Origin of the sequence: Rossellomorea sp. KS-H15a (assembly GCF_024195245.1) — a bacterium.
Classification (GTDB): domain Bacteria; phylum Bacillota; class Bacilli; order Bacillales; family Bacillaceae_B; genus Rossellomorea; species Rossellomorea vietnamensis.
This window is the reverse complement of record NZ_CP096886.1, coordinates 810,001-823,350: the sequence shown is the minus strand read 5'-3', so window position 1 is coordinate 823,350 and position 13,350 is coordinate 810,001. Positions and strand designations below refer to the sequence as shown.

Sequence of the window (13,350 nt, the reverse complement as noted above, 5' to 3'; positions counted from 1 at the left end):
AGTGTGACTGCTTCCTGTCATTTTTATATTGAACGAATTTTCCAAATATAGATAAATACCTCCATATAATTGAAAAAAGCCATCCAGTCGTGCCGGATGGCTCTTCCTATTCTTTATAATTTGTTCGCCAGTTGATCAAGGAGTTCTTCCTTAGTGATAACCGCTTCTCCACCGCCTTGAACAAACGATTCTTTCCCGCCGCCTTTTCCATTGATGAGCGGGAATACTTTTTGTGCTACTTCTCTTAGGTTAATGGTTGGTAACGACCCCTTCGCCGCTACGAGCTGAAGCTTTTGATCATTATGCACGACCAGCATCACAATCGCATCCTCTCTCTTAGAGACGATATGCTGGGCGATTTTCTGAAGTTCCTGGATCGGCCGGTCACTGTAAGCTTTTTGAATGAGCGTATAGTCATCTTCTGGGATTCCGAGTAATCCTTCCGCTTCATATGTAAGCAGGACTTCTTTCAATCCATCGAGTGCTTTTTCCTGTTCTTTCTGTTTGGCGATCAGCTGCTCGGCTGTCGGTACCATCGTTTCTTCAGGTGCCTGGAGTACACTTGTGAGCTCTTTCAGCAGTCCATGCTTCCGGTGCAGTTGATGGAGGACCCTGTCACCGCAGATAAATTGCAGGCGGATATGGCCTTTGTGCTTTTCCCAATCAAGGATCTTGATGGCTCCGACTTCGCTCGTGGAACGTGGGTGGGTTCCGCCGCAACCGTTATAGTCGAAGTCCGGGATGATGACGAGGCGGATTTCATCTGTGACGGATGGCTGTTTCCGTAGCGGATAGTCGGACAGTTCCGCTTCCGTCACCCACTTCGTCTCGATCGGACGTGCTTCCCTTATGATCCGGTTGGCTAGCTCCTCTGCTTTCGAAGCATCTGAGTTGCTGATGTCACTGACGTTTAAGTCAATGGTGAGGAACTCTTTCCCGAGATGAAAGCTGATCGTCTCATATTGCAGTGCTTCTGCAAATGCGGCCGACAGGATATGCTGACCGGCGTGTTGCTGCATATGATCGAATCGGCGTTCCCAATCGATCTGCCCTTCGATAACTTCTGAAATGTCTTCAAACGGTTCTTCTATGTAATGACGGATTTCTCCGTTCACCTCTTCAACGTTGATAACCCTCTTATCCTTTAACGTTCCCGTATCATGGGGCTGACCGCCACCTGTCGGATAAAAAGCCGTTTGCTCTAATACGACGTACCAGCCTGACTCATCCTGTTGCTGATCCTGAATGGATGTGTGAAAGCTTTTCATATAGGCATCTTGATAGTATTGTTTGACTGTCATCGGTAACCCTCTTTCTGAAATGTTCTATCCATACTTTATCATAAGAAGGATGGATGGAACCACGTCAGTCCCTTGGCTTCTTCTCGATCGATATTGGTACTGTCCCGACTTGTTCCCATGGAATTTCCCATCGTCTTTCAAATTCTTCTTTAGCCCGCTCGTCCCCTTCAATGATCCGTTCTACCAGCGTCCTGAGATCCATCGTTGTATAGTTCATGTTATCACCTGCTTTGGTTTAGTTAAAAAGTAGAAGTCACACGCAGTATACGTAAATCGTTTCGGTATGGATGTGTTTTTATCATACTTTTTACCTATATGGTGATTTTGTAAACTCTTTAACTCTCTTAGGACGTAAAAAAAGTGGTCACTCCATAAGGAATGACCACTTTTATCTGGATAGCTCCAGGAAATGGGCGATGATGAATTACATCATGCCGCCCATTCCACCCATGCCGCCCATGCCGCTCATATCCGGCATGCCGCCGCCTTCTTCAGGAATGTCCGCTACTACTGCTTCAGTAGTCAGGAACATTGCTGCAACAGACGCTGCGTTTTGAAGCGCAGAACGAGTTACTTTGGTTGGATCTACGATACCTTTTTCGATCATGTTGACCCACTCACCAGTAGCTGCGTTGAATCCGACACCTACTTCTTCCTTCTTCAGACGTTCTACGATGATAGAACCTTCGAGTCCAGCGTTGTGAGCGATTTGACGGATCGGCTCTTCAAGAGCACGCAGCACGATGTTAATACCAGTTGCTACATCTGCATCCGCTTCGATTGATGCTACTTTGTTGTATACGTTCACGAGTGCTGTACCACCACCGGATACGATACCTTCTTCTACTGCTGCACGAGTAGAGTTCAGGGCGTCTTCGATGCGTAGTTTACGTTCTTTAAGCTCAGTTTCAGTTGCAGCTCCAACTTTGACTACTGCTACTCCACCTGCAAGCTTAGCAAGGCGCTCTTGTAATTTTTCTTTATCGAACTCAGAAGTGGACTCTTCTAATTGAGCACGGATTTGGTTTACGCGAGCTGCGATTTTTTCTGGGTCTCCAGAGCCTTCTACGACAGTCGTGTTTTCTTTCGTTACGACTACTTTCGCCGCGCGGCCAAGTTGAGTGATGTTGGCAGATTTAAGGTCTAAGCCTAAATCTTCTGTGATTACTTCTCCACCAGTTAGAACCGCTAAGTCTTCAAGCATCGCTTTACGACGGTCACCGAAGCCAGGAGCTTTAACAGCTACAGCGTTGAATGTTCCGCGAAGTTTGTTCACAACAAGTGTTGCAAGAGCTTCACCTTCAACATCTTCTGCTACCATTAATAGTGGCTTACCTTGTTGTACAACTTGCTCAAGAACAGGAAGTACTTCCTGGATGTTTCCGATTTTCTTGTCAGTGATCAGGATGTATGGATTTTCTAAGACAGCTTCCATTTTATCTGAATCAGTGACCATGTATGGAGATGCATATCCGCGGTCGAACTGCATTCCTTCTACTACGTCAAGTTCAGTAGTGAACCCTTTAGATTCTTCAATTGTGATAACGCCGTCGTTTCCAACGCGCTCCATTGCTTCTGCGATCAGTTGACCGACTTCTTCGTCAGCTGCAGAGATAGCCGCAACTTGAGCGATGGAATCTTTGCCTTCGATCGGCTTAGAAATCACTTTTAATTCTTCGATAGCCGCTTGAACCGCTTTTTCGATTCCTTTGCGAACGCCAACAGGGTTAGCACCAGCTGTTACGTTTTTAAGACCTTCACGGATCATTGCTTGAGCAAGGACCGTTGCAGTCGTTGTACCGTCACCGGCGATTTCGTTTGTTTTGCTTGCTACTTCAGCAACCAGTTTTGCACCCATGTTTTCGAATGCATCTTCTAGTTCGATTTCTTTCGCAATGGTTACACCGTCATTTGTGATAAGTGGTGAACCGAATTTCTTCTCAAGTACCACGTTACGTCCTTTTGGTCCAAGAGTTACTTTTACTGCATTCGCTAATTGATCGACACCGCGAAGCATGGAACGGCGTGCTTCTTCGCTGAATTTAATATCTTTAGCCATTATAAAGTCCTCCTCTTATTTAAATAATGTATGGTTTACTATTACGGAATTTAAATTATTCGCCAACTACAGCCAGAATATCGCTATCACGAAGGATCAGGTATTCTGTGCCTTGGTATTTCACTTCTGTACCAGCATATTTAGAGAAAATGATTCGATCGCCGACAGCTACCTCAAGAGCAACGCGCTCACCGTTGTCAAGAATGCGACCAGTACCTACAGCCATCACTTTACCTTCTTGTGGCTTTTCCTTTGCGGAATCCGGTAGCACAATACCGCTTGCTGTTTTTTCTTCTGACTCAACTAGCTCGATAACGACGCGATCACCTAGTGGTTTTAACAAGTGAAACAACCTCCTTGAAATATGTAAATGATATTTATTAGCACTCGCTCACTGTGAGTGCTAACACAACTATTATATTAATTAATTCGTTTTCATTTTGCAAGAGTCCTGCCTAAAATTTTTTTCGTCATTTTTCTCTTTTTTTCACACCCTCCTATCCTATGCCCTCCTTTCCCCATATATTCCAGGCTGAAAGAAACCCTTAGATTTGAACAGTTCCGCTTTTCTTAGTAGAATTGTACAGGAGTAACATGACCGTTATCTTACAGGTGCTAAAGGAGATCAAACGTTGAAAAAACATTTCGGATTTATTTTAATAGCCTATATCGTCATGCAGCTTTCAAGCATTGTCGGGGTACCCCTTTTATATAAGATCGGTGTCGACGTCCTCGGTAAACCCGATGAGACGGTACGAAGCCTTGTCCCTGGATATTGGCTTGTCATCAGCTTTACGCTGACCCTTCTCATTGTGGGAGGCATTCTCAGGAAAAGCGAAACAAGCACCCGTCTCGAACGGAGTGCTCCCATGGGCGCCGGCCGTTCGATTGTTTGGGCGGTACTCGGAATCTTCATGGCATTCATCGCTCAATCGGTTGCGATACAAGTCGAATATGCATTAGGAATTCAGATGGGGTCTGAAAATACTCAGATGATCATCGGCATCATTGAAAAAGTGCCGTTATCCATGCTGGTCGCGGCCATCATCGGACCCATTCTGGAAGAGATCGTATTCAGGAAGATCATTTTCGGCGTGCTTTACGAGAAGATGCATTTCTTCTTTGCCGCTCTAATCAGCTCGGTCATTTTCGCTCTTGCCCATTTCGAGCCTGAGCATGTGATCCTGTATTCAGCAATGGGATTCACCTTTGCCTTTCTTTATGTAAAAACGAAGCGGATCCTTGTGCCAATATTTGCTCACGTGGCCATGAATACAACGGTCGTTCTAATGCAATCTATCTATAAGGACGATATCGAAAAAATGATGAATGAAGCTGAAAAAATACAAGGATTTATTGGAGGATTATTTCTATGAGGAGGTCACCATTATTCTCGGGAGTGATCTATCTCCTTCTCGGTGTGCTCTTCACATACTTTGCTGTACAAAATGTACAGAATGATGAAGGTTGGGGATTTTTCACGTATATGCTGATCTTTCTTGCGACCCTGGACTTCGGTTCCGGGTTACGGATGGTCATGCTGCATTTCAAAATCAAAAAACAAATAAAGCACAAAAAATAAGGATTGATCAAATGATCAATCCTTATTTTTGTCTTCAAACTGTTCCATTTCAAGCTTCTGCTCCGCCTCCAATACTTTTTTGTATCCGATCTTGGAGATCCAGATGCTGACTTCATATAGTATGAAGAGCGGTACCGTCACCATTAGATGGGACACAATGTCGGGAGGCGTGATAAGGGCCGCGATGACCAATAAGATAAAGTAGGCAGCTTTCCTCATCTTCCCCATCATCATCGGCGTGATGATTCCTAACCGTGTAAGAAATAGCATGGCTACGGGTAACTGAAAAAGAAAACCGAAAGGAATCGTAATCTGGAATAAGAAATGAAAGTATTCGTTTATTCCTATCACTTGTTCTATATTTAGGTTCGTTGATAAACCCATCATGAATTTCACGATATATGGAAACAAAATAAAATAAGAAAATGACAATCCACCTAAGAAAAGGATAAGGGAAACTGGAATGTAACTCAGCGTCACTTTTCTCTCTCTTTCATATAAACCAGGGCTCACAAAAGACCAGACTTGAAAGAGAATGATAGGGGATGTCATGATCAAAGCAATGAACATGATCATTTCCATATAAATCTTGAGAGGATCTGTGATACGAAAGGCGTTCATGGTTAATTCTTTCGCTTCATCGGCATGCTGTAAGTACCTGATCAGCGGTTCTGCAAGAAAGAAGCTTACAACAACTGCTAACAAGAAGAAAACGACTACAAACATGAGTCGTTTTTGCAATTCTCCTATATGTTCATAAACTGTCATGTCTCTTTGACTCATGGCGTTCATCCTACTCTACTTAGCACTATTATTTTTTTCGTCTTCATCATCTGCTAAGCCTTTTGTTGCATTTTTAAATTCACGCAATGTATTTCCTGCCGCTTTTCCTAATTCCGGAAGTTTCTTAGGGCCAAAAATAAGTAAAGCAACGACTGCTATTAATACGAGGCTACCTGGACCTGGCATAATGAGACACCTCCTCTTTTACCATTCTATCATAACGTAAATATGAAGAATTTTCTATTCTGTTATGATTCCATCTTGTGACATTTCCGTGTCATCCTCCGAGTAATGCTTCAAGAAGTATACGAGTGACTGAAGCTCCACCGCCAAGTCGATATGATGGACACGGATATGGTCGGGCACCGTCAATCTAGCCGGGGTAAAATTCAGTATCCCCTTTATATTCGAAGAAACCAATCGGTCTGTGATATTCTGAGCAGAAGATGCCGGCACCGTCAGAATCGCTACTTCAATATCATGCCCCACAAGCTTCTCTTCTAAATCATCTAAATGAAAAACGGGTACATCACTGATTTGAGTCCCGACCTTCTTTTCATCCACCTCAAAAGCCATTTCGATCTTCGTGTTATTATTCTTGATGAAATTATAATGAAGAAACGCTGTACCAAGATTCCCCACCCCGATCAGCACAACCTTCGTAAGGGCATCCTGATCCAGTGTCTTACGGAAGAAGGATAACAGATAATTGACATTATAGCCGTATCCCTTTTTACCCAATGCACCAAAATAAGAAAAGTCCCTGCGGATCGTAGCAGAATCAACTTTCACCGCTTCACTTAATTCCTTCGATGAAACCCTCTGCTTACCTGATGAGTACAGATTCTTGATAAATCGATAATATAGCGGAAGGCGCTTGGCCGTTGCCTGTGGAATTTTCGTTGTATCCTGGTTCATATTGTATTCCCCCACATCTATTCAAAACCTCTGATACCGCTTCCAAAATAGAAAGCATACAGATTTAATAAACTCTCCTACCCATCATACACTATATTTTATCCTAAGTGTACGAAGATTAATAGGTGTTTTATTGCCGTTCCCCTCTCAAATACGGTACACTAGCACTATGAAATAGAGGTGAAACGTCATGATTCTTTTACAAGTGAATCAATTAACAAAAAACTTCGGTGCAGATAATATCCTATCAAATATTAAACTTGAAATACAGACTAGAGATCGTGTTGCCCTTGTCGGCCGTAATGGTGCGGGGAAGTCGACTCTTCTAAAAATAATAGCAGGACACCTTTCCTACGATTCCGGGGAGATCACAAAGCCAAAAGGCGTCTCCATCGGGTATCTTGCCCAAAATACGGGTCTCGAATCGGATCTTTCCATCTGGTCTGAGATGCTGACTGTCTTTGAGGAATTGAAACAGCAGGAAAAAAAATTGCGATTTTTGGAGCAGCAAATGGCCGATCCCTCGGTATATGAACAAGAGGAGGTCTATCAACGGGTATTGAAGGAATACGATCAACTCCAGGTTCTCTTCAAGGACTCCGGCGGCTATCAGTATGAAGCGGATATCCGTTCCGTCCTTCACGGATTGAACTTTGCCGATTTTGATTACGAAACCAAGATATCCACACTGAGCGGTGGTCAGAAAACCCGTCTTGCCCTTGGTAAGCTTCTTCTGACCAAGCCTGACATCCTTATCCTCGATGAGCCGACCAACCACTTGGATATTGAAACTTTATCATGGCTTGAAACGTATCTTCAAAGCTATGAAGGAGCCGTCCTGATCGTTTCCCATGATCGCTACTTTTTAGACAGCGTCGTCAATCAAGTGTATGAAATTTCCCGGAACAGGAGTAAGAAATACCCCGGGAACTACAGCAGATATCTTGAACAAAAAGCAGAAGACTATGAGAAAGATCTCAAAATGTTCGAGCGTCAACAGCAGGAAGTCGCAAAGCTCGAAGACTTCATCCAACGGAATATCGCAAGGGCGTCTACCACGAAAATGGCACAGAGCCGGCGAAAGAAGCTGGAGCGCATGGATCGGATGGATCGACCACTCGGCGATGAGAAGTCTGCCAGCTTCGCGTTTCAAATTGACCGGCCAAGCGGGAATGACGTCCTGCACGTCCAGGACCTTACCATTGGCTACGGGAAAAACGAGACGATTTCCTCCCATATCGATTTCTCTGTCAAAAAAGGGGACAGTATCGCCCTGGTTGGACCGAACGGAATCGGGAAATCGACGCTTTTAAAAACATTGGTGAATAAACTTCAGCCACTGGACGGCACATTTAAATTCGGATCCAATGTTTCCATCAGTTACTATGACCAGGAACAAGCCGAACTATCATCGAACAAGACCGTATTAAATGAACTATGGGACGAATATCCGATGAAGATGGAGAAAGAAATCCGGACGGTCCTCGGTAACTTCCTCTTTTCAGGGGAAGATGTCCTAAAGACCGTTTCTACCCTAAGCGGTGGAGAAAAAGCACGGTTAGCCCTCTCCAAGCTGATGATGGAAAAAGGAAACGTCCTGATTCTGGATGAGCCGACTAACCATCTTGATCTGGATAGCAAAGAAGTGTTGGAAAATGCCCTGATTGATTATCCCGGAACCATCCTCTTTGTGTCACACGACCGGTATTTCATCAACCGAATTGCCACAAAGGTCGTTGAATTATCCAAAAAAGGCTCGACGGAGTATCTTGGCGATTACGATTATTATGTAGAAAAATTACAGCAGCAGGAAGAATTGGCGGCACTTGAACGCACGGAACAGGGTGAACAATTACAAGAGCCCACTCAAAAACGATCTCACAAGATTGATAAAGAAGCGAAAAAGCTCGAACGTCAACGAAAGCGCAGAGTCGAAGAAATCGAAGGCCTCATGGAAGTACTTGAAATAAACATACAGGAAAAAGAAGATCTCCTCTGCGACCCTGACATCTTTCAAGATCACGAGAAAGTACAGGAGATTAATGAATCACTAACAAAAGCGAAAGAAGAGCTTGATTCTTTATTGGAAGAATGGACAGAACTGGAAGAACTCCTTCAAGAAGAGCAGTAATCCACAGGATTGGGGATAACTATCACTCCCCAATCCTTTCTTATTCCACATTATTATCCACAGTTACAACACTTATAAAACGTTACTCAAAAGAGTTTTCCACAATATCCACAAAAACAGCCTGAGTTATCCACAGCATTTACCATTATTTAGGTTCTGTATTACTCATGTTTTTCACAATGTATACACACTAAATAAGTAGTTACTAACAATTTGTCCACAACCTGTTGATAAAACGTATGTTCGTTCCTTTAAAATCCTTCCCCCCTGACTAATTCTGTGCATTACTCACAGGATATCAACAAACAATAAAAAAAGCTTGAACGATGTTTCGTTCAAGCTTTCCCTTTTAGAAATTCTCGATATCAAGTCCTGGATGAGCATTCATATCCATGCTTCCCCTTTTTCCTTGTTGGAATAACACTGTTCCTGCGGCTGCAATCATAGCAGCATTATCTGTACAAAGAGATAGGGGAGGAATGACCAATTCCGCTTCCATTCCCTCAAATGCTTCTTGAAGGGCAGCACGCAAGCCTTTATTGGCCGCAACTCCGCCAGCAAGTAATACTTGCTCCACTTCATACTCCTTCACAGCCTTAACCGTTTTCGTTACTAACACATCAATGACACTTGCTTGAAAGCTCGCGGCCAAATCCTGTGGATGAATGGTCATGCCCTTTTGTTTGGCATTGTGAAGCGTGTTGATAACCGATGACTTCAAACCACTGAAGCTGAAATCATAAGATCCTTCTTCCAGCCATGCCCGTGGCAGCTCAAGACTTGCTTCCCCAACATGTGCCAGCCTGTCAATATGAGGACCACCTGGATATGGAAGGCCCAATGTCCGCGCTACCTTGTCGTACGCTTCTCCGGCAGCATCATCGCGTGTTTCTCCGATGACCTCAAAGGACCCGTGATCTTTCATGAGTACAAGCTCCGTATGTCCTCCGGAAACAACCAGGGAAAGAAGAGGAAACCTCATCTCTTTCACTAAGCGATTGGCATAGATATGCCCTGCAATGTGATGGACCCCCACCAACGGTTTATCGTGGGCAAAAGCGAGAGCCTTGGCCGCGTTGACACCGATTAATAGTGCGCCTACCAAACCAGGTCCTTCCGTCACAGCGACACAATCTATATCCTCCATCGTCATCCCGGCTTGATCTAGCGCTTCCTCCAGTACATACGTAACCTGCTCCACATGATGACGCGATGCAATCTCAGGTACCACTCCACCGAATCGCTTATGACTTTCAATTTGAGACGAAACAATATTCGTCACAATCTCTGTTCCATTACGTATAATCGCCACAGCTGTCTCATCACAACTTGTTTCAATTCCCAATACTACTATATCTTTTTTCATAAATTCACCCACATTACTAAAGCATCCTCTTGATTGTCCGAGTAGTACCTCTTACGAATCCCACCGTCTTTGAAACCGAGCTTACGATATAAGTGCTGCGCAGGCATGTTTGAAACCCTGACTTCGAGTGTCATTACGCGAGCGCCAAATTCAACCGCTATATCCATGATCTTGCGCATAAGACCTTCCCCCAAACCACGTCCCCGGTAATCAGGGAGCACGGCTACATTTGTGATATGGGCCTCATCCACGACCAGCCACACGCCGCAGTAACCCGCAAGCTTCTCTCCATCTTCTGCAACGAGGTAGGTGGACAGGTGGTTATGCTCAATTTCATTCAAGAAAGCGTCCCGGCTCCAGGGAATGCTAAAAGATTGATTTTCAATTTCCATTACCTCGTTTAAATCATCGACTGTCATAAATCGTATATCCATATTGTAACGATCCTTTATCATCTATTCAGATTTATTTTGGGCCTCCAGCCACTTCACTTCTGCTTCCGCCATCCGTATATAGTTGGGAAGCACTTCATGTGCCGTCATTTCTTTTAAACCCAGTCCAATATAAGCCAGTTCAGAAGGGCGGGGATTATGACTGACAAATGGTGCGATTCTTGCTTGATCTCCAAGTACTTCCTTAATCATGCCCTTATGGATGGAGACATCATTCCCGACAAATAACAACTCTTTATCTAATTCTTTTAACTTTGTCGCCCATTCGTCAAGCATCATGTTGCGATCTTCTTCCACGCAAACTAATCGATCTCCCTGAAACTCATAGAGTCCTGTGTATACCTGTCCTCTTCTGGCATCAAACAACGGAACGATAAACCCTTGAAAATATCGTCCGGATGAAGCCAAAGTAGCCAGGCTCGATACAGGGACAAGAGGGATATTCAATGACCATGCCAGGGTCTTGGCCAATGTGACCCCGATTCTTACACCCGTATAGGAACCGGGTCCATTCGCCACAACAATCTTCGTTAATTCCTTTGCCTCTACCCCACAGTCTTTTAACAACCGTTCGACAGCCGGCATGGCTCTCACAGAGTGGTTCTTTTTCATATACGTGATGTATTCCCCAATTACTTTATCCTCTTCAATCAAGGCAACCCCAAACGGATAATTGGAGGTATCTATTGATAATATCGTCATGACACAATCTCCTTACACAATTCACTATAACGATTTCCATGCGGCTTCAACACAATCCTTCTCTTGGAGTCGCCTTCCCGGTAAATCGACAAGCTTAATAATTCTTTTGGAAGCTGATCCTTTATTAAGTGAGCCCACTCTATGACGGTCACACCTTCTCCTTCAAAATATTCATCAAATCCCAAATCTTCAAAGGAATCGTCCAGCCTGTATACATCCATATGATAAAGAGGCAGGCGCCCCTTATATTCTTTAATAATGGTAAAAGTGGGACTGTTCACGGTTTTAGTGACACCAAGACCCTTGGCAAGTCCTTTCGTAAACGTTGTCTTCCCTGCCCCAAGATCACCTTCCAGCGTCAACACAGCACCAGGCTTTAATAGTCCTGCAAGCTTTTCTGCAAATTGGCCTGTTTCCTCCGGACTGTTTGTCATAATCTCAAACTGATTCATGTTAATCTCCTCAATCATCATTTAGAGTATAAAAAAACCTTAGGATCGTTTGTTACCCTAAGGGAGAATGTATATATGTAGTTTACCCTTTTTGGGGTATGAGAGTAAAGGTTCTGAAAAAAGACAATAAAAAAAACGAAACAACGTTTCGTTTGAATGAACAAAAATGGCGGTCCGGACGGGACTCGAACCCGCGACCTCCTGCGTGACAGGCAGGCATTCTAACCAACTGAACTACCGGACCAGAGTTTTTTGCGTAAGCAAAATAACTTTCATTACCTTCACGATAGTGAAAATAACTATCCATGCGTGACTCATGAAAGATTAGCGATAACCTTTGATAAAACAAGTCAAAAATGGTATTGCGGGGACAGGATTTGAACCTGCGACCTTCGGGTTATGAGCCCGACGAGCTACCGAACTGCTCCACCCCGCGACGATAAAAATGTTACTATCTTCTATACTACTATATGCACCTTCACAAATAAAGTGATTGTACAAAAAAGAATTGTTTCGCCTGGCGACGTCCTACTCTCACAGGGGGAGATCCCCCAACTACCATCGGCGCTGAAGAGCTTAACTTCCGTGTTCGGCATGGGAACGGGTGTGACCTCTTCGCCATTATCACCAGACGAATATTCAATTGAAGGATTGTTCCTTCAAAACTAGATAAAGGATTGATGTCAAGAAAGCCGAATATCGACCAATTGTTGTTCATTAAAATAATGACTCTTTGTGGTTAAGTCCTCGATCGATTAGTATCAGTCAACTCCACATGTCGCCATGCTTCCATCTCTGACCTATCTACCTAGTCATCTTCTAGGGATCTTACTCACTTACGTGATGGGAAATCTCATCTCGAGGGGGGCTTCATGCTTAGATGCTTTCAGCACTTATCCCTTCCGCACATAGCTACCCAGCGATGCCTTTGGCAAGACAACTGGTACACCAGCGGTGCGTCCATCCCGGTCCTCTCGTACTAAGGACAGCTCCTCTCAAATTTCCTGCGCCCACGACGGATAGGGACCGAACTGTCTCACGACGTTCTGAACCCAGCTCGCGTACCGCTTTAATGGGCGAACAGCCCAACCCTTGGGACCGACTACAGCCCCAGGATGCGATGAGCCGACATCGAGGTGCCAAACCTCCCCGTCGATGTGGACTCTTGGGGGAGATAAGCCTGTTATCCCCGGGGTAGCTTTTATCCGTTGAGCGATGGCCCTTCCATGCGGAACCACCGGATCACTAAGCCCGACTTTCGTCCCTGCTCGACTTGTAGGTCTCGCAGTCAAGCTCCCTTGTGCCTTTACACTCTGCGAATGATTTCCAACCATTCTGAGGGAACCTTTGGGCGCCTCCGTTACTCTTTAGGAGGCGACCGCCCCAGTCAAACTGCCCACCTGACACTGTCTCCCACCCCGATAAGGGGCGCGGGTTAGAATTTCAATACAGCCAGGGTAGTATCCCACCGATGCCTCCACCGAAGCTGGCGCTCCGGTTTCCAAGGCTCCTACCTATCCTGTACAAGCTGTACCAAAATTCAATATCAGGCTACAGTAAAGCTCCACGGGGTCTTTCCGTCCTGTCGCGGGTAACCTGCATCT

At 44.6% G+C, this 13,350-nt stretch carries 14 protein-coding genes, 2 tRNA genes and 2 rRNA genes (1 of these 18 only partly in view); 3 read left to right on the top strand and 15 right to left on the bottom strand.

Annotation, left to right across the window (positions count from 1 at the left end):
• Nucleotides 1-113: 113 nt before the first annotated feature.
• From M1J35_RS04215 to groES, 4 genes are all read right to left on the bottom strand, one after another.
• Nucleotides 114-1,301: an alanyl-tRNA editing protein gene (locus M1J35_RS04215; RefSeq protein ID WP_254652803.1), complete on the bottom strand. Its 1,188-nt coding sequence runs from the start codon at nucleotides 1,299-1,301 to the stop codon at nucleotides 114-116.
• 64 nt (nucleotides 1,302-1,365) lie between these two features.
• Nucleotides 1,366-1,518, bottom strand: coding sequence for a hypothetical protein (locus tag M1J35_RS04210; protein WP_224521598.1), 153 nt, complete (start codon nucleotides 1,516-1,518; stop codon nucleotides 1,366-1,368).
• A gap of 207 nt (nucleotides 1,519-1,725) precedes the next feature.
• A complete protein-coding gene (gene groL / locus M1J35_RS04205) occupies nucleotides 1,726-3,360 on the bottom strand; it encodes a chaperonin GroEL (RefSeq protein WP_034766062.1) in 1,635 nt (544 codons plus the stop codon).
• Between the two features lie 55 nt (nucleotides 3,361-3,415).
• Nucleotides 3,416-3,703, bottom strand: a complete 288-nt coding sequence (gene groES, locus M1J35_RS04200) for a co-chaperone GroES (RefSeq protein ID WP_034766060.1) — start codon at nucleotides 3,701-3,703, stop codon at nucleotides 3,416-3,418.
• A gap of 289 nt (nucleotides 3,704-3,992) precedes the next feature.
• Between groES and M1J35_RS04195 the strand changes: the two genes are divergently transcribed.
• Together M1J35_RS04195 and M1J35_RS04190 are read left to right on the top strand one after the other, a co-directional pair.
• A complete protein-coding gene (locus M1J35_RS04195) occupies nucleotides 3,993-4,736 on the top strand; it encodes a CPBP family intramembrane glutamic endopeptidase (protein ID WP_034766059.1) in 744 nt (247 codons plus the stop codon).
• Nucleotides 4,733-4,942: a YdiK family protein gene (locus tag M1J35_RS04190; RefSeq protein WP_034766057.1), complete on the top strand. Its 210-nt coding sequence runs from the start codon at nucleotides 4,733-4,735 to the stop codon at nucleotides 4,940-4,942. The genes M1J35_RS04195 and M1J35_RS04190 overlap by 4 nt, the downstream gene beginning before the upstream one ends.
• A 15-nt stretch (nucleotides 4,943-4,957) precedes the next feature.
• Here the strand turns inward: M1J35_RS04190 and tatC are convergent, their stop codons facing one another.
• Genes tatC through M1J35_RS04175 form a run of 3 tightly spaced genes read right to left on the bottom strand, consistent with a single transcriptional unit; the run spans nucleotide 4,958 to nucleotide 6,643 of the window.
• Nucleotides 4,958-5,725: a twin-arginine translocase subunit TatC gene (gene tatC, locus M1J35_RS04185; protein ID WP_061810879.1), complete on the bottom strand. Its 768-nt coding sequence runs from the start codon at nucleotides 5,723-5,725 to the stop codon at nucleotides 4,958-4,960.
• A 15-nt stretch (nucleotides 5,726-5,740) separates the two neighbouring features.
• On the bottom strand, nucleotides 5,741-5,911 hold the full coding sequence (locus M1J35_RS04180) for a twin-arginine translocase TatA/TatE family subunit (RefSeq protein WP_034766054.1): 171 nt from the start codon (nucleotides 5,909-5,911) through the stop codon (nucleotides 5,741-5,743).
• 54 nt (nucleotides 5,912-5,965) lie between these two features.
• Nucleotides 5,966-6,643 carry a redox-sensing transcriptional repressor Rex gene (locus M1J35_RS04175; RefSeq protein WP_034766052.1) on the bottom strand — a complete coding sequence of 226 codons (678 nt, stop codon included), beginning with the start codon at nucleotides 6,641-6,643 and terminating at the stop codon, nucleotides 5,966-5,968.
• Between the two features lie 190 nt (nucleotides 6,644-6,833).
• Here M1J35_RS04175 and M1J35_RS04170 point away from each other — a divergent pair, with 190 nt between their 5' ends.
• Nucleotides 6,834-8,774: an ABC-F family ATP-binding cassette domain-containing protein gene (locus M1J35_RS04170; protein ID WP_254652802.1), complete on the top strand. Its 1,941-nt coding sequence runs from the start codon at nucleotides 6,834-6,836 to the stop codon at nucleotides 8,772-8,774.
• A gap of 349 nt (nucleotides 8,775-9,123) precedes the next feature.
• Here M1J35_RS04170 and tsaD read toward each other — a convergent pair whose 3' ends face one another.
• From tsaD to M1J35_RS04130, 8 genes are all read right to left on the bottom strand, one after another.
• A complete protein-coding gene (tsaD, locus tag M1J35_RS04165) occupies nucleotides 9,124-10,140 on the bottom strand; it encodes a tRNA (adenosine(37)-N6)-threonylcarbamoyltransferase complex transferase subunit TsaD (RefSeq protein WP_224521601.1) in 1,017 nt (338 codons plus the stop codon).
• Nucleotides 10,137-10,595: a ribosomal protein S18-alanine N-acetyltransferase gene (gene rimI, locus M1J35_RS04160; RefSeq protein WP_254652801.1), complete on the bottom strand. Its 459-nt coding sequence runs from the start codon at nucleotides 10,593-10,595 to the stop codon at nucleotides 10,137-10,139. The genes tsaD and rimI overlap by 4 nt, the downstream gene beginning before the upstream one ends.
• Entirely contained in the window at nucleotides 10,596-11,294 is a 699-nt protein-coding gene (tsaB, locus tag M1J35_RS04155) for a tRNA (adenosine(37)-N6)-threonylcarbamoyltransferase complex dimerization subunit type 1 TsaB (protein ID WP_254652800.1), read from the bottom strand. It abuts the gene before it with no gap.
• Nucleotides 11,291-11,746 (bottom strand): tRNA (adenosine(37)-N6)-threonylcarbamoyltransferase complex ATPase subunit type 1 TsaE, encoded by a 456-nt coding sequence (tsaE, locus tag M1J35_RS04150; protein ID WP_229597239.1) that lies wholly within the window; start codon nucleotides 11,744-11,746, stop codon nucleotides 11,291-11,293. The genes tsaB and tsaE overlap by 4 nt, the downstream gene beginning before the upstream one ends.
• A gap of 167 nt (nucleotides 11,747-11,913) precedes the next feature.
• Nucleotides 11,914-11,990: transfer RNA gene (locus M1J35_RS04145), tRNA-Asp, on the bottom strand.
• Nucleotides 11,991-12,108: 118 nt separating this feature from the next.
• Nucleotides 12,109-12,182, bottom strand: a tRNA-Met gene (locus M1J35_RS04140).
• 79 nt (nucleotides 12,183-12,261) lie between these two features.
• Nucleotides 12,262-12,378, bottom strand: a 5S ribosomal RNA gene (gene rrf / locus M1J35_RS04135).
• A 103-nt stretch (nucleotides 12,379-12,481) separates the two neighbouring features.
• Nucleotides 12,482-13,350 (bottom strand): 23S ribosomal RNA (locus M1J35_RS04130) (it continues 2,066 nt past the right edge of the window).

What these genes read in the sequence shown, in the direction of transcription:
- M1J35_RS04215 (WP_254652803.1), bottom strand. Translation starts at nt 1,301, where the DNA reads ATGACAGTCAAACAATACTATCAAGATGCCTATATGAAAAGCTTTCAC.
- M1J35_RS04210 (WP_224521598.1), bottom strand. Translation starts at nt 1,518, where the DNA reads ATGAACTATACAACGATGGATCTCAGGACGCTGGTAGAACGGATCATT.
- groL (WP_034766062.1), bottom strand. Translation starts at nt 3,360, where the DNA reads ATGGCTAAAGATATTAAATTCAGCGAAGAAGCACGCCGTTCCATGCTT.
- M1J35_RS04190 (WP_034766057.1), top strand. Translation starts at nt 4,733, where the DNA reads ATGAGGAGGTCACCATTATTCTCGGGAGTGATCTATCTCCTTCTCGGT.
- tatC (WP_061810879.1), bottom strand. Translation starts at nt 5,725, where the DNA reads ATGAGTCAAAGAGACATGACAGTTTATGAACATATAGGAGAATTGCAA.
- M1J35_RS04180 (WP_034766054.1), bottom strand. Translation starts at nt 5,911, where the DNA reads ATGCCAGGTCCAGGTAGCCTCGTATTAATAGCAGTCGTTGCTTTACTT.
- M1J35_RS04175 (WP_034766052.1), bottom strand. Translation starts at nt 6,643, where the DNA reads ATGAACCAGGATACAACGAAAATTCCACAGGCAACGGCCAAGCGCCTT.
- M1J35_RS04170 (WP_254652802.1), top strand. Translation starts at nt 6,834, where the DNA reads ATGATTCTTTTACAAGTGAATCAATTAACAAAAAACTTCGGTGCAGAT.
- tsaD (WP_224521601.1), bottom strand. Translation starts at nt 10,140, where the DNA reads ATGAAAAAAGATATAGTAGTATTGGGAATTGAAACAAGTTGTGATGAG.
- rimI (WP_254652801.1), bottom strand. Translation starts at nt 10,595, where the DNA reads ATGATAAAGGATCGTTACAATATGGATATACGATTTATGACAGTCGAT.
- tsaB (WP_254652800.1), bottom strand. Translation starts at nt 11,294, where the DNA reads ATGACGATATTATCAATAGATACCTCCAATTATCCGTTTGGGGTTGCC.
- tsaE (WP_229597239.1), bottom strand. Translation starts at nt 11,746, where the DNA reads ATGAATCAGTTTGAGATTATGACAAACAGTCCGGAGGAAACAGGCCAA.